Annotated in this window: 14 protein-coding genes and 3 pseudogenes; 10 read left to right on the forward strand and 7 right to left on the reverse strand. The window is 69.3% G+C overall.

Annotation, left to right across the window (positions count from 1 at the left end):
* Window positions 1–139 precede the first annotated feature (139 nt).
* The 3 genes from AC3ETA_RS26900 (at window position 140) to AC3ETA_RS26910 (ending at window position 3,411) form a co-directional block, all read left to right on the forward strand.
* Window positions 140–1,102 carry a threonine ammonia-lyase gene (locus AC3ETA_RS26900; protein WP_432195485.1) on the forward strand — a complete coding sequence of 321 codons (963 nt, stop codon included), beginning with the start codon at window positions 140–142 and terminating at the stop codon, window positions 1,100–1,102.
* 58 nt (window positions 1,103–1,160) lie between these two features.
* On the forward strand, window positions 1,161–2,306 hold the full coding sequence (locus AC3ETA_RS26905) for a serine hydrolase domain-containing protein (protein WP_432195486.1): 1,146 nt from the start codon (window positions 1,161–1,163) through the stop codon (window positions 2,304–2,306).
* A 223-nt stretch (window positions 2,307–2,529) separates the two neighbouring features.
* Window positions 2,530–3,411, forward strand: a complete 882-nt coding sequence (locus AC3ETA_RS26910) for a GNAT family N-acetyltransferase (RefSeq protein WP_432195487.1) — start codon at window positions 2,530–2,532, stop codon at window positions 3,409–3,411.
* A 55-nt stretch (window positions 3,412–3,466) separates the two neighbouring features.
* On the opposite strand, the gene AC3ETA_RS26915 is transcribed toward AC3ETA_RS26910, so the two are convergent.
* On the reverse strand, window positions 3,467–4,348 hold the full coding sequence (locus AC3ETA_RS26915) for an alpha/beta fold hydrolase (protein ID WP_432195488.1): 882 nt from the start codon (window positions 4,346–4,348) through the stop codon (window positions 3,467–3,469).
* Window positions 4,349–4,480: 132 nt separating this feature from the next.
* Here AC3ETA_RS26915 and AC3ETA_RS26920 point away from each other — a divergent pair, with 132 nt between their 5' ends.
* Both AC3ETA_RS26920 and AC3ETA_RS26925 read left to right on the forward strand, forming a co-directional pair.
* On the forward strand, window positions 4,481–4,834 hold the full coding sequence (locus AC3ETA_RS26920; RefSeq protein ID WP_432195489.1) for an antibiotic biosynthesis monooxygenase family protein: 354 nt from the start codon (window positions 4,481–4,483) through the stop codon (window positions 4,832–4,834).
* 101 nt (window positions 4,835–4,935) lie between these two features.
* Complete coding sequence (locus AC3ETA_RS26925; protein ID WP_432195490.1) at window positions 4,936–5,331, forward strand: cupin domain-containing protein; 396 nt, start codon at window positions 4,936–4,938, stop codon at window positions 5,329–5,331.
* 155 nt (window positions 5,332–5,486) lie between these two features.
* Here AC3ETA_RS26925 and AC3ETA_RS26930 read toward each other — a convergent pair whose 3' ends face one another.
* From AC3ETA_RS26930 to AC3ETA_RS26940, 3 genes are all read right to left on the reverse strand, one after another.
* Window positions 5,487–6,107: a DUF7691 family protein gene (locus AC3ETA_RS26930; RefSeq protein WP_432195491.1), complete on the reverse strand. Its 621-nt coding sequence runs from the start codon at window positions 6,105–6,107 to the stop codon at window positions 5,487–5,489.
* Window positions 6,104–7,627, reverse strand: a complete 1,524-nt coding sequence (locus tag AC3ETA_RS26935) for a hypothetical protein (protein WP_432195492.1) — start codon at window positions 7,625–7,627, stop codon at window positions 6,104–6,106. The genes AC3ETA_RS26930 and AC3ETA_RS26935 overlap by 4 nt, the downstream gene beginning before the upstream one ends.
* A gap of 139 nt (window positions 7,628–7,766) precedes the next feature.
* Complete coding sequence (locus AC3ETA_RS26940; protein ID WP_432195493.1) at window positions 7,767–10,775, reverse strand: 3-keto-alpha-glucoside-1,2-lyase-like domain-containing protein; 3,009 nt, start codon at window positions 10,773–10,775, stop codon at window positions 7,767–7,769.
* Between the two features lie 268 nt (window positions 10,776–11,043).
* Between AC3ETA_RS26940 and AC3ETA_RS26945 the strand changes: the two genes are divergently transcribed.
* From AC3ETA_RS26945 to AC3ETA_RS26960, 4 genes are all read left to right on the forward strand, one after another.
* Window positions 11,044–11,937: a LysR family transcriptional regulator gene (locus tag AC3ETA_RS26945; RefSeq protein WP_432195494.1), complete on the forward strand. Its 894-nt coding sequence runs from the start codon at window positions 11,044–11,046 to the stop codon at window positions 11,935–11,937.
* A 227-nt stretch (window positions 11,938–12,164) separates the two neighbouring features.
* Window positions 12,165–14,525, forward strand: coding sequence for a sulfatase-like hydrolase/transferase (locus tag AC3ETA_RS26950; RefSeq protein WP_432195495.1), 2,361 nt, complete (start codon window positions 12,165–12,167; stop codon window positions 14,523–14,525).
* Window positions 14,526–14,608: 83 nt separating this feature from the next.
* Window positions 14,609–15,412, forward strand: a complete 804-nt coding sequence (locus tag AC3ETA_RS26955; protein ID WP_432195573.1) for a formylglycine-generating enzyme family protein — start codon at window positions 14,609–14,611, stop codon at window positions 15,410–15,412.
* Window positions 15,413–15,480: 68 nt separating this feature from the next.
* On the forward strand, window positions 15,481–16,452 hold the full coding sequence (locus AC3ETA_RS26960; RefSeq protein WP_432195496.1) for an ABC transporter substrate-binding protein: 972 nt from the start codon (window positions 15,481–15,483) through the stop codon (window positions 16,450–16,452).
* Window positions 16,453–16,471: 19 nt separating this feature from the next.
* On the opposite strand, the pseudogene AC3ETA_RS26965 reads toward AC3ETA_RS26960, so the two are convergent.
* Window positions 16,472–16,704, reverse strand: a pseudogene (locus AC3ETA_RS26965) (aldehyde dehydrogenase family protein); the annotation flags it as partial.
* A 139-nt stretch (window positions 16,705–16,843) separates the two neighbouring features.
* Here AC3ETA_RS26965 and AC3ETA_RS26970 point away from each other — a divergent pair.
* Window positions 16,844–17,206, forward strand: a pseudogene (locus AC3ETA_RS26970) (DUF6461 domain-containing protein); the annotation flags it as partial.
* Between the two features lie 54 nt (window positions 17,207–17,260).
* On the opposite strand, the pseudogene AC3ETA_RS26975 reads toward AC3ETA_RS26970, so the two are convergent.
* Window positions 17,261–17,467, reverse strand: a pseudogene (locus tag AC3ETA_RS26975) (zinc ribbon domain-containing protein); the annotation flags it as partial.
* A 166-nt stretch (window positions 17,468–17,633) separates the two neighbouring features.
* Window positions 17,634–19,508 (reverse strand): AMP-binding protein, encoded by a 1,875-nt coding sequence (locus tag AC3ETA_RS26980; RefSeq protein ID WP_432195497.1) that lies wholly within the window; start codon window positions 19,506–19,508, stop codon window positions 17,634–17,636.
* Window positions 19,509–20,317: the final 809 nt, after the last annotated feature.

Raw genomic sequence — 20,317 nt, forward strand, 5'->3', positions numbered from 1 at the left:
TTCCTGCCCGTTGATGTGGTGTCGATCATTCGACCGGTGAAGGCCGCCAAAGTCATCGCTGCGGACGGTGTGCGCTGGGTCACGAGAGCCCGAGCGGAGGTGACCTTCCCGAATGCCGACGGCGCTAGGCTCCTGTGTCGTGCAGGAGACGCGCCTGAACACTGCCCGGATCAGGGCAGCCCGCCGAGTGATCGACCCGGTCTTTCTCGACACGCCGCTGTACCGCTGCGAGGCGCTGGAGCCCGCCCTCGGCTGCACGGTGAGCATCAAACTCGAAACGGCGAACCCGGTCCGCAGCTTCAAGGGGCGCGGCACCGAAGTGGTCGCGAGCCGGCTCGCAGAGCAGGGCCCGCGAGCCGTGGTGTGTGCCAGCGCGGGCAACTTGGGCCAGGCTCTGGCTTGGTCCGGCCGCGGTCGTGGTCTCGACGTCACCGTCGTGGCGTCCCGCTTCGCGACCGCGGCCAAGCTTGATCGCATCCGCGCACTGGGCGCCACGCTGGAACTGGTGGACGGCGACCATGAGATGGCGCGCGAGCGGGCCGCGGCCATCGCCCGTCGCGAGGGCATTCGGCTGGTCGAGGACAGCCTGGACATCGAGACCTGCGAGGGCGCGGCGACCGTCGGACTGGAGCTGGTGGAAGCCGTGCCGTCCTTCGACACCGTGTTGATCGCCCTCGGCGGCGGCGCGCTCGCCACCGGGGTGGGGCATGTGGTGAAGGCATTGGCGCCCGAAGCAGAGGTGATCTGCGTCCAGCCGCAGGGCGCACCGGCGATGACCCGCTCGTGGCACAGGCGGCGTGTCGTCATCACCGACTCGACCGACACCATCGCTGACGGCGTCGCCGGCCGATGCCCGATCCCGGCCGTCCTGGACGACCTCCTCGTGGTCGCCGACGACGCGGTCCTGGTCCAGGAGGCGTCGATCACCGCCGGTATGCGGATGCTGCTCGACCACGCCGGCCTGGTCGTCGAACCGTCGGCCGCACTCGGCATCGCGGCGCTCCTTGAGGACCGTGACCGCTTCGCCGGCCGGCACGTGGTCACCATCGTGTGCGGCAGCAACGTCGACATGGACGCATATCACCGCTGGGTCGGCCGATGAGTTTCCGGCGGCCGGACAGTCGTAGACCCTACGACCACCTCGACCGGAAGGCCGCCCGATGAGCGCTCTGCACGAGACCCTGCACCGGTACGTCGACGACGGGACGGTGCCGGGCGCCGTCGGCCTCGTGGCCCGTGGCGAGGACGTGGAGGTGGTGACGGTCGGTTCGGTGGACTTCGACGGCACCGCCCCCATAGCGAGGGACTCGCTCTTCCGGATCGCGTCCATCACCAAGCCGATCACGGCGGCCGCGGTTCTGATGCTGGTGGAGGAAGGCCGGCTCGTTCTGGAGGCGCCGGTCGAGGAATGGCTGCCGGAGCTCGCGAAGCCGAGCGTGGTGCGCACTCCCGAAGCCGCCGTCGAGGACGTCGTCCCCGCGGTCCGTCCGATCACCGTCGAAGACCTGCTCAGCTCCCGCACCGGCTGGGGCTTCCCCTCCGACTTCTCGCTCCCGGCCGTGCAGTCCCTGTTCACGGTGCAGAAGGACGGCCGCGCCCTCCAGGACTGGCCCGACGCGGACACTTGGCTGAGCCTCCTCGCGCAGGTACCGATGCTCCACCAGCCGGGAGACGCCTGGCTGTACGGCACCTCGTCCGACCTCCAGGGCATCCTGGTCGCCCGTGCGTCGGGCAGCACGCTCCCCGACTTCCTCGCGGAACGGATCTTCGAGCCGCTCGGCATGACGGACACGGCCTTCGAGGTGAGCGAGTCGAAGCGGCACCGCTTCACCTCGCTCTACACCCCGACCGCGGACGGCCCTGCGGAACTGACGGATACCCCCGACGGGCTGTGGAGCCGCCTTCCGCGCTTCCACTCGGGCGGCGGCGGCCTCGTCTCCACGGCGGACGACTGGCTGGCCTTCGGCCGCATGCTGCTGAACAGCGGCGAGAGCAATGGCCACCGGATCCTCACCGCCACCTCGGTAAGCCGCATGACCACCAACCACCTCACGGCCGAGCAGCGCGCCGACGCCACGCTCTTCCTGGAGGGCCAAGGCTGGGGCTACGGCGGCCAGGTCGACGTCGCCCCGGCCGACCCCTGGAACGTCCCCGGCCGCTACGGCTGGGTGGGCGGCACCGGCACGACGGCACACGTCGTCCCGGCCACGGGAACGATCGCGATCATGCTGACCCAGGTGGGGATGACGAGCCCGACACCGACACTGCTGATGCGGGACTTCTGGCGGAGCGTGGCGGGGAGCTAGGGACCACCGGGCACGCCGGTGGGCTTCAGGTGCGCTGCCGCTGGGCCTCCGGCCCTTGGGGAATTCAGTTGCCGAGCAACGAAGCGCCAACTAGATTCTCCGAGCCGTCCGCTGCGTCCCCGGACCGGCACTGTCGACGAGGAGGTGTGGAGCACATGCGCAGGAGTGCCCAGCAGTTCAGCCCGCGTATCGACCTTTGCTACCCCCTCACGACGGAGACACCTTGTCACTGCGCATCACCCCACTGACCGACCCCGACGACGGGCCGCGCAGCCGGTCGCTCGTCTGGCTGGCGTCCGATGCCGCCTCCATCCCGCTCGGGACGGCCTTTCTACGCCTGTTCACCGATCCCGGACAGGAGCACCTGGCCGAGCTGACGCTCCAGGTCCATCCCGCCGAGCGACGCAAGGGGGTTGGTTCGCGGCTCCTCGACGCTGCCGTGGCCAGCGCCCGGGACGCCGGCCGACGCTGCGTCACAGCGCAGGCCGACGCCGGATCGCCCGGCGACGGCTTCCTGGCGGCGCGCGGCTTCCGCAAGGTCCTCACCCTGCGGTACTCCCGCCTGCCACTGGCCGACGTGAACCCCACCGCTCTCACCGAGATCACCGAGCGACCGCATCCGGGCTACCGACTGGCCCACTGGCAGGGAACAGTCCCCGACGACCTCGCCCACACCTTCGCCGCCTCACGTCGTGCCATGGACGACATGCCCATGGACGACACCGACTACGGCACCGTGACCTGGGACGTGGACCGCGTCCGAGCCGTGGCCAAGGTCGTCGAGCAGCGCGGCGACCATCTGCACACCGTCGTCGCCATCGACACCGTCACCGGCTCGATCGCCGGATTCACCGAACTCGTCATCCCGGCCGACGGCACGGGGGACGCCCAGCACTACGGCACCGGCGTACTGCCCGAACACCGCGGCCACGACCTCGGCCGCTGGATGAAAGCCGAGTCGATCCGACAGGCGCGCGGCACCTATCCGAACCTTGTCGGCCTCCTGACCGACACCGCCGACAGCAACACCCACATGAGGCGCATCAACGACGGCCTCGGCTACACACCCACGCACACCACACACCAGCATCAGCTCGACCTCTAGCGGCGCACGGGCGGGTCGGACGAGGACATCACCTCGCTCGGCCGGCCCGTCGGCCTCAGCCGGTATGGGCCTCCACGGCATCGAGGAGTTGGGGCCAGAGTGCGCGTGGGCGGTCGTGGCCCATGTCGGGGACCAGGAGGAGTCGGGCGCCGGGTACCAGTTCCGCGGTGCGTTGCCCGCCGCTGGGGTCGATCAGCGTGTCGTCCAGGCCGTGGATCACCAGCGTGGGCACGCGGAGTTCGCGGAGCGCGTCCGCGCGCGAGCCGCTGAGGATCATCGCTCCGAGCTGTCGGGCGATGCCGGCGGGGTAGTAGGCGCGGTCGTAGCTGTCGGCCGCCAGCTCACGGAGCACCTCTGTGTCGCCGTAGCGCTTGGAGGCCCACACCAGTTCGTTGTCGGCCGCCGCGACGTAGCCCTCGCGGTCCGCCGGTTTCGGGGCGAACAACACCGCTTGCGCTTCGGGGCCGGGCTGACCGTAGTCGCTCTCGCCGGTCGAGGACATCATGGACGTCAGGGTCACCACCTGCTCGGGGTGGGCGATGGCGATGGTCTGGGCGATCATTCCCCCCATCGAGGCGCCGACGACGTGAGCGCGTTCGATGCCGAGTGCGGTGAGGAGGCCGAGGGCGTCGTCGGCCATGTCCTGTAGCCGGTAGGGCACCATCGCGAGGGCGGCGGGGATGTCGCCCGAGCTCACGGCTGCGATGAACTTCCCCATGTCGACGGGGTGGTCGTCGAACCTGGTGGACAGCCCGCAGTCGCGGTTGTCGTACCGGATCACATAACGCCCGCGGTCGGCCAACGCGCGGCAGAAGTCCTCGTGCCAGGCGATCATCTGGGCACCGAAGCCCATGACGAGCAGAACGGGGCTGTCACCAGGGTCGCCAAAGGTCTCGTAGGCGATGGACACCCTGGGTGACACGTCAACGAGCGGCATGCCGGGAGCATGCCATGATCGGCCTGCGGAACACACCCGGATTGTTGCGTGCGACCTGCGTACCTTCCTTCGGGTCGCAGCAGTTGGAGCGGTCCTGCGCGCGGTGCCGGGCTCGGCGCTACGGTGGGTGCCATGAGTGATCACTCGGAAGCGCCTGTCATGCCGGTCGAGGCTTATGAACCCCCTTACTACGTGGCGGTGTTCACCACTGTGCGAACCCAGGAACAGGGCGGCTACAGCGAGACCAACGCGCGCATGGAAGAGCTGGTGAAGGGCGTCCCTGGGTTCCTCGGGATGGACCACGCGCAGACTCCTGGCGGGCTGGGCATCACCGTCGGGTACTTCCGCGATGCCGAGGCACTCACGGAGTGGCGTACCAACGCCGAGCACCGTGCGGCGCAGGAGCGCGGGCGCGCCGAGTGGTACCAGAGCTACACCCTGCATGTGGCGAAGGTGGAGCGGAGCCACGGGTTCCGGCGCGCGTAGATCAGCCAGGGTGGCGCGGCCGTGCTGTCACAGATGGGGAGGCTGTCTTGTCCCTGCTCTGAGCAGTCCTTGTTTGGAGGCGAGAGATGAGTGCTGAGCATATGCAGGTGCCGCCGGGCGTCGAGGTGATCTCGACGCGATCCGAGGCGGCGGCCTGGATCCCGGCGGGCGCCGAGGCCAGGACGATCCGGGTCACCCTCGTGCCCGGCGATCCCGGCGCGCCGCCGCACCGGCATCCCGGGCCGGTCTTCGGCTACGTCACCGAGGGCGAGATCCTCTTCGAGCTGGAGGGGCAGGAACCCCGGGTGCTCAAGGCCGGCGAGGCCCTGTTCGAGCCCGGGGGCGATGTGATCCATTACCAGGGCGCCAACAATCTTCCCGATGCGCAGTCGCAGTTGGTGGTGACGATGTTCGCGCCGCCGGGAACGCCGATTCTGACGGTGGTGAGCGCGCAGGAACTGGCGGAGCGACGGCACCTGCGGGTCACGCAACCCTGATGGTCACCAAGTAGCGAGGACAAGACGGCGCGGGGTCGCGCACGATGCCTGCTTCGCCGGGCCCGCACGGGCTTGGTACTGCTGGTGTCGGCGCGGTCCAGTGCGTTGGCGCGGACGGGAATGGACACCCCAGGCGGTCAGCCCTCTGTCCGGCGTCAGGAACGGAAACCGATGACCCCGAACCCCGGTCGTTCCTGCGCGTGCCTCATCCAGCCGATGCACTGCATGACGGCGTCGACGACCTCGGGCTCCAACGGCGGTGCTTCGCCCGACTCGTCGACCGCGCGCTTGGTCGCCTCGAACTGCTCCAGGGCCTGGGCGATCTGACCGGGCGTCCACTCACCGCAGCCGGGGGTGAAGGTGTACGGCAGAGGTGAGGGCAGACCGTTGTAGCCGAACTCCTCGACGGACACCGCGGTGATGCCGAGGGCCTTCAAGCCCTGGTCGACGACCGACAGCCAGTCCCCGCGATGCGGTGTGAAGCTGCTGTTGTCCAGGAACGAGCCGGTGAGTGAGCACAGCCGCTTGTAGGCATAGCCGTACTGAAAGGCATGGTCCTCGTCGTCGCTGAAGGGCCCGCCGTGGACGACCGCCCGCAGTGCCTCGTACGCCCTGGGGGCGCCCTGCTCGATCTCGTAGCTGAAGTAGTCGTCGTCGCGAGCCAGGTCGTCGCCGAAACTGCCGCTGATCACTTCCAGGAGTTGATCGTTGCGGGATCCGACGAGGGCGCGCGTCGCGGCCACATCGAGCAGGTAGACACTCAGAGAGGAACTCATGGGACGAACCTAAGGGATGCCACTGACATCACGGTGGGAGCAAGGGAGCGGTTGGAGGCTGCCGCCTCCGCCACCCGGTCGTCGTTGTCGGTGAGCAGTTCCGCGATGACGGGCGGGGGCAGATTCGGGTGAGCGGCGGCCAGCGGGCGGGCGTGCTCATCGGTCAGGCAGGCCAGCAGCGCGGGAGCGGGCGCGTGGGGGTGCCGGGCGACCTCGCGGAAGACCTTCCGCACCGGGGGCTGATGCCGGGTCAGGTCCGCCAACAGGGCGGGCGGGGCTTCCGGGTTGGCCGCTACTCCGGCCACCACCTGGACTCCGTGGCGGGCGACCATGGTGCGCAGAAGGGTGTCGGAGAGGCCCGGGTGGGGTGCGACGGACTTGGCCACCTTGGCGTCGGGGTCGACGGCCAGCGCGTCGCGGATAGCGGCCGGCAGGTCGCGTCGTTGGGCCAGGAGCATCCGTACGGCCGGATCGGGTGAGACGGCGAGTTGCACCGTCTCGTCCGGGGAGGCAGCGGCGATCCGCGGCAGCAGGGTGGAACCGATCCTGGTCGCCCGCGCCAGGTCGGCCAGCACGTCGAGCGGCACGTTGGGGTTGTGGGCCAGTCGGCGCTGCACGTCGTGGCCATGGTCGGCGGCCAGTGTTCGGATCAGGGAATCGTCGATCGCGGGATTCTCGGCCAGGTCGGCCCGGACCCCGGGGATGGGGTCTTTGGCGAGCTGCGCGCCCAGGCCCGGCGGCAGGTCCGGTCGGCTTGCGAGGGCGCTGCGCAGCAGCATGGAGGGGTGATCGGCGAAGCGGACGGCGGCGTCGATCGGGGTGGTGGGGTTGAGCAGCGCCATTCGCTGGATCTCGTGGACGGTCGACTGGTGAGAGCCGTCGCAGGCGGCGCCCGCGGGCAGATCGCACTCGGGCCGTGGGCAGGACCACTCATGTACGTACGGTGTTTCCTCGCGGTCGCAGACCAGGCACTGCCGCGCCGGCGCGAGCCCTTCCCCGGTGATGAGCATTTCCAGCACAGCCGGTGGCGTCGAGTCGTTGGCCGCAGCCGCGCGGCGTACCTCGGCGTGCGGGTGCCGTGCGAGCCTGGCGGGCGTTTCGCCGGTTGTCCACAGTGCGAGTTCCGCGACCACCTTGATGTCCGGGTCGGCGGCGAGTGTCCGTACGACGTCGGGCGGCAGGTCGGGGCAGGCGGCGAGTTTCTCGCGGATCCGGGTGGTCGGGTGGGTTGCCAGGAAGGGTGTCCACTCCTGGCGGCCGGCCCCTTCGTCGAGCAGGGCGAGCGCGGCGTAGGGGTGGACGGCGGGATCGATGTCGTCCGCGGTCAGCCGTCCCTCGTACGCCAGTTGGACCGCGATCTCGTCGCCGCGGGCGGCCAGCGTGGTCAGCTGGGTCGGGGTGAGGTCCGTGCGTGTGGCGAGCTCGCTGCTGAGGTCGAGGTCGGCCATGGTGATGAGCCGGTCGATCAGTTCGGGTGGCAGGGACGGGTTGGCGGCGAGTCCGTGCAGGACGGGGTTCACGGGCACATCCTGGTCGGACTTCGGTCGGATGGCTCGTGGAATTCGAGGTGAGGACGCGCCTACGTGGCTGCGCAGGCGCGCCCCTCTCGTTGCCGCTTCTCCTGGCTCAGCGGCTCCACGCAGTCTCTTGCCGCTCCTTCTAGCTCAGCGGCTCCACCCAGATGTTGCGGTAGCGCACCTTGTTGCCGTGGTCCTGGAGGCGGATCGCCCCGGCCGACGGTCCTTCCGGTCGGCCGCCGCCGGTCGGGCCGTCGATTGTGATGTCGTCGTGGATCTTCTTGCCGTTCCAGACGACGGTGGCCCGCGCGTCGGCAGTCTTGGTGCCGTCGGCGTCGAAGCGGGCCGCGCGGAAGGTGATGTCGTACGTCTGCCAGGTCTCCGGCGCTGTGGCGGCGTTGACGTCCGGAGCCTTCTTGAGATAGATCGCGCCTGCTTCGTTCGTGTCGAGCGTCGTGTCACCGAAGGAGTCGAGGATCTGAAGCTCGTACCGGTCCTGGAAGTAGACGCCGCTGTTGCCGCGGTCCTGGCCGGTCACGTCGTCCGGCAGGAGGGGTACGCGGAACTCCACGTGCAGCTTGAAGTCCTGGTAGGCGTCCTTCGTGCGGAGGTCGCCGCAGCACACCTCCATCGACTGCTCGTCGGTCAGCGGCCATTCGACGGTACGTCCGTCGGTGTGCTGCCACTGCCCCTGCGACGCGGCGGAGCCGTCGAAGAGGGCGATCCGGGCGCCGTGCGGGTGGACCGTGATCAGGTCCAGGTTGACATGGCCCGTGTCGCCGGAGTCGAAGCTGTACGCAATGGTGTTCTTGCCTGCGCGCAGGGTGACCCGTTCGGTCCGGGTCGACCAGGTGTCCCAGTTGCTCGTGGAGGGGAGTTTGGTCTGTCTGAGCTTCTGTCCGTTGGCGTACAGGGAGAGGGACTTGGTGCCCTGGAAGGGGTTGGGGCCGTTGGAGTAGCGCAGGTTGACGTCGTAGTCGCCGGCCTGGGGGACGGTGACGTCGAAGGTGGTGGCGACCTTGCCCTCGGTGGCGTAGCGGTCGACGAAGCCGCTGCCCGAGTAGCCGGGGTGGTCGGTGTTGATTCCGGCCGTGCCGGTCAGCCGTGCCTCCTCGGCCTCGTACAGCGTCGCGGGTGGCGGCTGCTTGCCCGGCAGGGCGTTGAGCGTGTACCAGGCCTCCGTGCTCCACAGTGTCTCGCCGGACGTGGACGCGAAGGGGCGGGGTGAGCGGACGTGGACGACGTGGCCCGGCTTGAGGCCGTCAAGGCGCAGAGAGACCGTGCGGCCGTCCTCGGAAAGGGTCGCCGAGCGGACGTCGAGCCGCTGTTCGGCGATCTTCGGGCCCCCGTAGTCCGATGTGGGGGTGTAGCGCCACTGTTCGGCCAGGTAGTGGGAAGCCAGCTTCTCCGCGGTGGTCCCGGACAGCGGCTGGGTGTACTCCAGGTCGAAGCCGCCGGGGACGGCGCGCATCTCCTTGATGTCGAAGGTGTTGCCGCCGTTGGGCGTCAGCTTCTGGAGGCCGAATCTCAGCTTTCCTTCCTGGCCCCAGTTGCCGTCGGCGCCGAGCCCGCCCGCGTAGACGGCACCGTCCGGGCCCATGGTGATGCGGTTGACGCCGGCTTCGAGTCCCTGCGTGTAGCGGAACACGGCGCCCTGGTACTGGCCCTTCACCTTCTCCAGATAGGCGCGCTGGAGCCCGCCGTAGGTGACGTCACCGAGGAGCATCTGTCCGGCGAAGCGGCCCTTGGTCAGGTACAGCGGTGTGCTGGGGGAGTTGGCGATCTCGTTCTGCGGCAGCCACAGCACCGGTTCGGTCACCGACCGGTCGTCGAAGGGGCCGGAGGGCTCGGTGTAGTGGTTGAAGAAGCGGTCCTGTTTGATGTGGACCAGCTTGGACGCCGGCAGCCAGCCGCCTTGGTTGTCGGTGGTGAAGACGTCGCCGCCGGGTCCCCAGCCGATGCCGTTGGGGGTGCGCAGGCCTCCCGCGATCGGCTGGATCTTCCCTGTCTTCTTGCTGATCTTGTACGTGGTTCCGCGACCGGGTGCCGGCTGTGGGGTCGTGGTCGCGCCGCCGTAGTTGATGGCGACGGACAGGTTCACGTAGAAGTAGCCCTTGCGGTAGAGCAGCCCGAAGGCGAACTCGTGGAAGTTGCCGCCGTAGGGCCAGGTCGCGACGGTGCGGTAGGCGTCGGTGACGAAGTCCTGGTTCGTGTCGACCAGTCGGGTCAGCTCGTGCTTCTGCGACACGTACAGCGAGCCGTCGACGTACTTGATGCCCATCGGCTCGCGCAGCCCGCTCGCGATCTTCTGCACGGTCACCTTGTCGCGACTGGTGTCGCCGGTGACGTGGTCGAGGAGGTACGCCTCGCCCGTGGTCGTCTGCGAGCCGCCCCAGGTGGTGATGGCCAGGCGTCCGTCGGGCAGCCAGTCCATACCGGTGACCTGCGGCTCGAAGCCGTCCGGGCGCAGGTCGGTGAGGGTGAGGTCGGGGCGTACGTCGGTCAGCGGCAGACCGTCGCCCGGGCTGTCCGCCCCGGACTCGCACTCCTTGCGTCCCGGGGCGGTGACCCGCACCACCCCGGCGTCGGTGCTCAGTGCCTCGCTCGGCACGGTGCTGAAGTCGTTCGCGGACGGCGGCTTCCAGGCCAGTGCGAGGCGCTGCTCGCCGCCCCGTTCGAAGTAGTCGATGCGGAACGGGTGTGATCCGGCGGTGAGTTGGACGGATCCGTCCTTGGGCTCGGCGGCGTGCAGTCCGTCGTGGTCGATGACCGTCCGGTCGTCGATGGTCAGACGGGAGCCGTCGTCGCTGGTCAGGCGGAAGGTGTAGGACCCGTCGTCGGGGATGACGAGATAGCCGGACACCTCGGCCGAGAAGTTGTCGGCGAAGCCGCCGAAGTCGCCGGTCGTGGACCAGTCCACGGTCGGCATCAGCTTGTCGTGGTTGGGTGTCTGCCCCGGCTTGAGCTTGCACAGCTTGCTGAGCGGGACCTGGGTGTCGAACACCCGCAGGGTCACTCCCGGTTCCTGGGGCGGAACGTCATCGGGGGCTGCGGCGGACGGGGGCGCTGTCCACACGCCTCCGATCAGGAAGCTGCCGAGGAGCAGGGGAGTGAGGCGTCTTCGGGCATGGCGGAACCACCGTTGATGCATCGGTCCTCCAGAACGGACCGGAGGCCGCCGGATTGCACTCCGGTCGAGTTACCCACTGCGCGGGGGCGCAGAGGTGGTACTCGTGCGGTTGAGCGAAACCGTAGGGGACTTTCGCTGAGCGCGTCCATACTTTGTCATCACCGAGTTCAAAGTCCTGTCGGTGAACCGGCACTGCACCGAACCGCGGCTCGATGCAGACTGTGCGTGCCGCTTGTGCGCAGGTGTGTGCGGTGGCCCCTGGATGCGCGAAGACCCGACGGAGACCCGGATGGAACGACGTCAGCTGGAGTACTTCATCGCGGTCGTCGAGCACGGCGGCTTCACGGCCGCGGCCGCGGCGCTCCACGTTGCGCAGCCTTCGCTGTCGCACGCGATCCGCACGCTGGAGCGCGAATGCGGCGGGAAGCTCTTTCACCGGCTCGCCCAAGGCGTCTGTCTCACCCCGGCCGGTGAGGCCCTGGTGCGGCCGGCCCGGCAGGTCCTGCGCGACCTGTCCACCGCGCGTTCCCTGGTGCGCGAGGTCCTCGGGCTCAGCGGTGGCCGGCTCGACATCGTTTCGCAGACGACGCTGTCGGTCGACCCGCTGGCCGACATGCTGGGCCGCTTCCACCGCGCGCACCCGAAGGTCAGCGTGCGTGTCGTCGATCCGGAGCGTGGGCCCGCCGTGGCGCAGATGGTCGCGGCCGGGCAGTGCGAGCTCGGCCTGGTGGACGCCTCGGTGCCCACGGCGGACCTCAGCGGTATCGACCTGCCGGAGCAGGAGATGCATGTCGTACTGCCGGCCGACCATCCACATCCGGCGGGCGACACCATCACCTCGCGTCAACTGGCGGCGCTGGACCTGATCGTGACACCGCCGGGCACCGAGACCCGGGCGGCCGTCGACGACGTGTGCACCACGCTCGGCGTCGCCCCGCGCATCGCCGTCGAGACCGCGCACCGCGCGATGATTGTGCCGCTCGTCCTCTCCGGCGTCGGCGCCGCGGTACTGCCCGCCTCCATGGCCCGGGACGCCGCACTGCGCGGTGCGCGCATGCTGTCCCACCGCCCGCGACTGCTGCGCCACGGCCGGCTGGTCTGGCGCTCGGGTCAACTCTCCCCGGCCGCCGAGGCGTTCGTGAACCTGGCGTCGGAACCCGCCCGGGACGGACGTACCCAGTAGGTATAGAAAAACTCTACCGACGTCATTCAAAACCGGTTCACGCGAATTCAAGCGGCCTCGTTGACCTGCCCCGACCGCGACTGACACCTTGACTTCATCGCAGGCCGGGGACACTTCCAAGGCCCCGACAACGCCGTACGGAGCCGGTATTCAGGCTGCGAAAAGAGCCTGCGATTTCCCCGAAGAAGGTGTGATTCTTCCGCCGGGTCATCGAATCGGAGAATTGAATGACTGAGTTCGACGCGGGACGGCACATACTTCCGCGCCCGGATGTCCGCCGCCCGCCGACGGTCGCGATGGACGTGCACGACCAGGAGACCGCTTTCACCCCCATCGGCCCGGTCCCGCCGCCCGACGGAGCTCCGAACGTCGTGATCGTGCTCGTCGACGACCTCGGGTTCGGCACCTCCAGCGCGTTCGGCGGACCGTGCGAGATGCCGGCCGCGCAGCGACTCGCGGACAACGGGCTGCGCTACACCCGCTTCCACGTGACGGCCCTGTGCTCACCCACCCGCCAGGCCCTGCTGACCGGACGCAACCACCACTCGGTCGGCATGGGCGGCACCACCGAGATGACCACCGCGGCCCCCGGATACAACGGCTTCCGGCCGCGCAGCGCGGCGACCATGGCCCAGATCCTCCAGGGCAACGGCTACAGCACGGCCGCCTTCGGCAAGTGGCACCAGACCCCGCCGCGCGAGATCAGCCCGGTCGGCCCGTTCGACCGCTGGCCGACAGGGGAGGGGTTCGACACCTTCTACGGCTTCATGGGCGCCGAGATGAACCACTGGTACCCGCTGCTCTACCAGGGCACCACCCCCGTCGAGCCCGATCGCCGGCCCGAGGACGGCTACCACCTCTCCGAGGACCTCGTCGACCACGCCATCGACTGGGTGCGCACCCAGCGCACACTGACTCCGGACCGGCCGTTCTTCACCTACCTGGCGCTGGGCGCCGCACACGCCCCGCTGCACGTCGGCCGCACCTGGCAGGAGAAGTACCGAGGACGGTTCGACCACGGCTGGGACCGCCAGCGCGAACTCACCCTGCAACGCCAGCGGGAACTCGGCGTCGTCCCCCCGGACGCCGAACTCGCGCCCTGGGCCGAGGGCGTGCCCCACTGGGACGACCTCAGTGACAACCAGCGCCGGCTGTCGGCCAGGTTCATGGAGACGTTCGCCGCCTTCACCGAACACGCCGACGTCCAGGTCGGCAGGTTCGTCGACGCCCTGGAGGAACTCGGCGCACTCGACAACACGCTCTTCCTCTACATCCTCGGTGACAACGGCGCCTCGGGCGAGGGCGGCATCGAGGGGACGATCGTCGAGCACCGGCTCGGGCACGGCGTGGTGGACGACCCGGACGAGATGATCGACCACCTGGACGAGATCGGCGGCCCGCTCAGCTACCCGATCGCCCCGGCCGGGTGGGCGCTGGCCCTGAACACCCCCTACCAGTGGACCAAGCAGGTCGCCTCGCACTTCGGCGGCACCCGCGACGGCATGATCCTGCACTGGCCGCGCGGGGTCACCGGGCGCGGCGGACTGCGCCACCAGTTCTCGCACGTCATCGACGTACTCCCGACGATCCTGGACTGCGCGGGCATCCCGGCACCGTTCAGCGTGGACGGGGTGCCCCAGCAGCCCATCGAGGGCACGAGCATGCAGCACACCCTCACCGACCCCGACGCGAGCGAGCACCGCCGGACCCAGTACTTCGAGATGTGCGGCAACCGGGGCATCTACCACAAGGGCTGGATGGCGGTCACCCGGCACGGCATCCCCTGGGAGATGGTCCCGGACAAGGACCGTCGGTTCACCGACGACGTCTGGGAGCTCTACGACATCGACCACGACTGGAGCCAGGCGCGCGACCTCGCCGCCGAGCATCCCGAGAAACTGCGCCGGTTGCAGGACCTGTTCCTGATCGAGGCGGCCAAGTACCAGGTCTTCCCCCTCGACGACCGCGTCACGGAACGCGAGAATCCAGCGATGGCGGGCCGTATCGATCTGCTCGGCGAGCGGACCTCCATCACGTATCGCGCGGGCATGCGGCGGTTCACCGAGGAGACCACCCTCAACGTCAAGAACCGCTCGCACAGCATCACCGCGGACGTCGACCTGCCCGACACCGGCGCCGACGGCGTGATCATCTCCCAGGGCGGCCGATTCGGCGGCTGGAGCCTCTACTTCACCGACGGAAGGCCCGCCTACGCCTACAACTACTTCGGCATGAACCTGTACACCGTGCGCGGCGACGGACCCCTGACGCCGGGACGGCACGAGATCCGCCTCGACTTCGACTACGACGGCGGAGGCCTCGGCCGGGGCGGCACCGCCGTGCTCCTGGTCAACGGCGAGAAGTACGCGAGCGGACGGGTCGCGCGGACCATCCCGTACTACTTCTCCTTCGACGAGACCCTCGACATCGGAGTCGACCTGAGCACCCCGGTGACCGACGACTACCCCGCCCTCGACAACGAGTTCACCGGCACCATCCACACGGTCCGCATCGACCTGGACGACGACAGCGCCGCGTCGTCCGAGTTCGACGGAGGACTGCACCGGCGTGTGATGGGGGCGCAGTGAACTGCTGCACCCCGTCCGGCGGCCGGGACTCGCAGCGGGCCACCCTCCGTACGCCGGCCGTCTCCCGGACGACGACCGAGGGCATGGTCGCCATCCCCGCCGGCACCTTCCGCATGGGCAGCCAGGACGAGCTCGCCTATCCGGCCGACGGCGAAGGCCCGGTTCGCACGGTGCACGTCGACGCCTTCTGGATCGACGCCCGCACGGTGACCAACGCACAGTTCGCGGAGTTCACCGCCGAGACCGGGTACCGGACCTCGGCCGAGCGCATCGGCTGGTCGTTCGTCTTCGCCGGGCTGCTCCCGGACGACTTCCCGCCCACCCGGGCGGTGGCGGCCGCCCCCTGGTGGCGCCAGGTCGAGGGCGCCGACTGGCGGCGCCCCGACGGACCGCAGTCCACCTGGGAGACCCGGCCCGACCACCCCGTCATCCACGTCGACTGGGACGACGCCCGCGCCTACTGCGCCTGGGCCGGCAAACGCCTGCCCGCCGAGGCCGAGTGGGAACGCGCCGCCCGAGGGGGCCTGCACGCGAAGGTGTTCCCCTGGGGCGACGAGTTCGAGCCCGGCGGGCGCCCCCGGATGAACGTGTGGCAGGGCGAATTCCCCAACCGGCACCCCACCGTCGACGGCTGGTACGGCACCTGCCCCGTCGACGCCTTCGAACCCAACGGCTTCGGCCTGTTCAACACCACCGGCAACGTCTGGGAATGGTGCGAGGACCCGTTCTCCCTCTCCCACGGCGAACAGCGGCGCGTCACCAAGGGGGGCTCCTACCTCTGCCACGCCTCCTACTGCCGCCGCTACCGGGTCGCCGCCCGGCAGGGCCTCTTTGCGGACTCGGCCACCGGAAACGTGGGGTTCCGGTGCGCTCTGGACATGACCTGACGTCCCGTCACCCCACCGTCCCCACCATCCGCACGGCGCGAGACGCCCGGCGCACAAGGAGCAGGACCATGGCACAACGAGCAAGAAGGCGGCGCTCCGGCGCCGCGGCGGCGGCCGCACTCGGCCTCACCCTGACCGCGTGCAGCGGGGCGAAGGTCGGCGAGGACAACGCCGGGGCGGGCGGCGGTCCGGGGAAGTGCGGCACCTTCAACCTCGCGGTCAGCCCATGGGTGGGCTACGAGGCGAACGCGGCCGTCATCGCCCACGTCGCGGAGCAGGAACTCGGCTGCAAGGTCGTCCAGAAGGACCTGAAGGCGGAGATCGGCTGGCAGGGCTTCGAGTCGGGCGAGGTCGACGCCATCGTGGAGAACTGGGGCCACGACGATCTGAAGAAGAAGTACATCACCGAGCAGAAGACGGCGGTCAATCTCGGCCCGACCGGCAACAAGGGAATCATCGGCTGGTACATCCCGCCGTGGATCGCGAAGAAGTACCCGGACATCACCGACTGGCGGAACCTCGACAAATACGCCGCGAAGTTCAGGACCTCGGAGTCGGGCAGCAAGGGCCAACTCCTCGACGGCGACCCGTCGTACCAGACCAATGACGAGTCCTTGGTGAAGAACCTCAAACTGGACTTCAAGGTGGTGTACGCAGGCAGCGAGACCGCCCTGCTCCAGGCCTTCCGGAATGCCGAGAAGAACAAGAAGTGGGTGATCGGCTACTTCTACGAGCCGCAGTGGCTCTTCTCGGAGGTGCCGCTGGTCCACATCGACCTGCCCGAGCACACGGCGGGCTGTGACGCCGATCCCGCGAAGGTCGCCTGCGACTATCCGGTGTTCGACCTCGACAAGATCGTCAGCACCCGTTTCGCGAAGTCCGGCAGCCCGGCCTACGACCTGGTGAAGAACTTCACCTGGACCAACGACGACCAGAACACCGTCGCCAAATACATCGCGCTCGAAAAGATGACACCGGAGGCGGCGGCGAAGAAGTGGGTCGAGGCGCACCCCGACAAGGTGAAGGTCTGGCTCGGATAACGCCCGTGGCGGCCTGTGCCTACCGGTTGCGGGTGATCGTCTTGTGCTCGACGCAGCAGGTCAGCCGGCCCTGCCGTACTCACGGCCGATGCCGCTCGACTGGTAGCCGCCGAACGCACCGTCGAAGCTCATCGGGGCTCCGTTCAGACTGACCGTGCCGGTGCGCGGTCGACGCGCGACGGCGAGCGCCCGGTCGGGGTCCGCGGTCCGGATGCCGCCGGAGGGGCCGTACTCGGAGTCGTTGGCGGCGCGACCGGAGGACCAACTCCGGCTGCAGCAAGCCGACTGGCACCGTGCGTTGTCAGAGGCATCAGGCACACTGCGCCCCATGGACTCGGTGACCGCGCACGACTACCCCTGGATCCGCACCTCACAGGTCTTCCGCCATGCGATGGAGAGCGGATACACCCTGGCCCTGATACGGGGGCGGGCCCCGCGCGAAGCGCTGCGCGCGATGGGGGCGGAACCGCGCGGCACCGGGGAGGGAACGGCCGGGCTGATCGAGGCGGACCACGCCCACCGCGCCGAGGTGGACTACGACTACGGGGACGAGTCCTGCGTCGCGGGCACCTTCAGCGTGCCGGGCGAGAACGGCGACTGGACACTCGTCCTCGGCTTCGACGGTGGCCTGGGGATCGCGGGCGCGTGTGCCGAGACGCTGTCGAGGGGCGGTCGGGTGGTGGCGCACTCGACCAACGGCGGTAAGCCCATCCACCTCTTCCACTGGTTCGAGGACGGCGAACTCCGTACGACCTTCGAGGACCCCTCGTCGCGCGACGGCAACACCCCCGTTGACTTCCTCCCCCGCCTACAGGCGGGGGATTCCAGCGGTCGCCCGCTGGGGTTCCTGCTTCACCGACGACTGCCCCGTCCGGGAGGGCTCCCGTTGAGGTCTTACACCGCCTCCACAGGCAGACGCCGCCAGCCCGGCGGCCAGGATATTGCGTGCCGCGGTCACGTCGCGGTCATGCACGATGCCGCACTCGCACGTCCACTCGCGGACGTTCAGCGGCAGCCCCGACGCTGTTTGTTCGATCCCGCCACGCCTCCGTCCGCTCTCTGGAGCGGTACGCCCGCCCCGGCGTCGACGCAGTCGCCCGGCACGTCGCCGAACCCGACCCCGCCGCCCGGCGGAAGGGCTGACGCCTCCAAGATCAACTATTGGCGGCTTCTGGGCTCACCTACGACACCCCTTTTGCAGTGGCGTCGGAAGTCAGACGGATGTCTGCGAGGACGTCAAGACCGGTGCCGGTGGACAGCCAGGCGCGCGGGTCGGAACGCTTGATCTTCTTGGACGGAGTGTAGGTGAGGGCGCGTACGAAGACCAAGCGGGTCAGCTGGGCCCATGCGCCGATCCGCTCGTCGACCAGAGCGCGCAGTTCTCGGGCCAGGTGGTGCGGGGCGAGGTCGGTGTCGTCGCGCTGGACGACGAAGGCGACCGGGACTTGGGTGTAGAAGCCGTCCGGGGCGGCGACGACCGCGCAGCGCTTGACGGACGGGTGCGCACCGATGACGTGCTCGACATCGAGGCCGGACAGGCTGTCGCCGCCGACGTTGATGATGTCGTCAGTGCGGCCCGCGATCCACAGGTAGCCGTCCTCGTCGAGGTGGCCGGCGTCGGAGGTGTCGTAATGGCCGGGGAAGTTCCTGAGGTAGGTGTCGGCGAACCGCTCGTCGTCGTTCCACAGCGTGGTCAGGCAGCCGGGCGGCAGCGGCAGCCGGACGGTGACGTGGCCCTGCTCCCCAGCCGGGAGCGGGCATCCGTCCTCGTCGAGGATCTCGACCTGGTAACCGGGCAGCGGCCGGGCCACGGAGCCGGGCTTGACCGGCAGCAGGCCGAGGCCCAGGCAGTTGGACGCGATCGGCCAGCCGGTCTCGGTCTGCCACCAGTTGTCGACGACGGGGCAGCCGAAGAACGCGCCGATCCAGTCCATCAGCTCCGGCTCGACCCGTTCGCTGGCCAGGAACACCGCGCGCAGCGGTGAGCCACCGGACCCGAACGGCCGGTCCTCCAGGGACGCCGTGCGGATGCGGCGCAGTGTCATGGGCGTTGAGAACAGCACGCTGACGCCGTACTCGGCGATGATCCGCGGGAACGCCGACGGGTCGGGCGTGTCGACCGGAGACCCTTCGTAGACGACGGTCGTGGCCCCGGTGACGAGCGCCCCGTACACGGTGAACGAGTGGCCCATCACCCAGCCGGGGTGGGAGTCGGTCCAGAACACGTCGCCCGCCCGGACGCCGAAGACGTTCTCGACGGCCCAGCGCAGCGCGGTCAGGTAACCGCCGGTGTCCCGCGTGACGGCCTTCGGGCGGGACGTCGATCCGGAGGTGTACAGCAGATAGAGAGGGTGCGCCGATGGCACGGGGACGGGCCGCGGCCCGGTCGCGGTCGAGGTGGCGATCAGGTCGTGCCAGTCGAGGTCTCGGCCGGGCACGGGTGTCCACCGGCCGGCTTGAGGGCGCTGAAGCACCACGCAGTGCCGCGGCCGGTGGTCGGCCTGGGCGAGGGCGGCCTCGAGCAGCGGCTGGTAGACGACGGCGTCCGGGCCGTCGAAACCGCCGGACGCGGTGAGGATGGCCGCCGGGCGGGCGTCGTCGATGCGGTCGCGCAGCACGGCGACGGGTACCGAGGTGACGACAACCGAGTGAGTGAGGCCGAGCCGGGCGCAGGCAAGCATGGCCACGACGGTCTGCGGCGCGGCCGGCATGAAGATCAAGACGGTATCGTCGGCGGCCAGTCCGAGGCCATCGAGGGCCCCGGCGAACGCGACCACCTCGTCGTGCAAGCGACGGTAGGAGTAGGCGTCCTTGGTGCCGGTCTGCGGGCTGTCGAATATGAGCGCGGTGGCCTCGCCCCGGCCCTCGGCGAGATGGACGTCCAGGCAGTTCTCAGCCGCGTTGATCATTCCACCGGGGAACCAGCGGTAGAACGCGGCACCAGTGGCGTCCAGGGCCTTGTCCGGGGTCTGCGCCCAGGTGAGCCGGGCCGCCTGGGATTCCCAGAAGCCCTCGGGGTCGGCCGACCATTCGCTCCGTACGTCCTCGAACTGCATTTCTCGGCTCTCTCGTAGTGCGGTTGCGACATCATGCACGTGCCTGGCACAACTGGATCGGCCCTGGATGGAAACCCAGACACCGGCTCCTCGGGCAGGACCTGTTCGATCGTCGGTCATGCCGTCGGCCCACCGCTTGGTGGAACTCTGAGGGCTTCCTCAGGAAAAGCTGAGGGGGGACCGGCCGGTGGGATCACGTCGGCGAAGGAGGCCGGCAGCGGCGGACTGAGCCTGCACGGCCGCGCCCAGGCCGACACCGACTTACTGCGCTTCATCAACGAGAGCCTCGCCCCGTCGCCCAGGCTATCCAGGGGTGATGGTAAGAACCGCGCCACGAGCCACAAACGAGCACCGTTCTCGCAGGTAAGATGCCTTGTAGCCGACCTGTTCACGATGCTGAGGTCGTAGGAGGGAAGGTTGTTCTCTGCCGTGCACCTGCTCCGACAACCCTTCGCTGACCAGCAGGGATGTTCTGACCACCTGTGTTGAAGACGGTAGATTTCCCACTGCATCCTAGGATCTGTGGCTCGTGGCGCGGTTCTTACCATCACCCCAACCCTGGGCATGAGCACCCTGCGCCGCCGCCACCTCAGTACGAATCCGGGCACCAGGAGCACGTCGGTGCCGGACTCCGCAGCGGCGTGGAGAGAGCGGAGCACCACGGCGCCGCGCGTTGAGACGTGGGCTCGCGTCATAGCGGCCGCCGCTGCCGATTGAGGGATGCCGCCGGCATGGCCGACATCACAGGAAGGCTCGGCCGGAAGCACAGGGCCACGCCGGGGCAGCGGCCTGACCGCGCTGCGGGCTGC

This window comes from Streptomyces sp. bgisy027 (assembly GCF_057710365.1).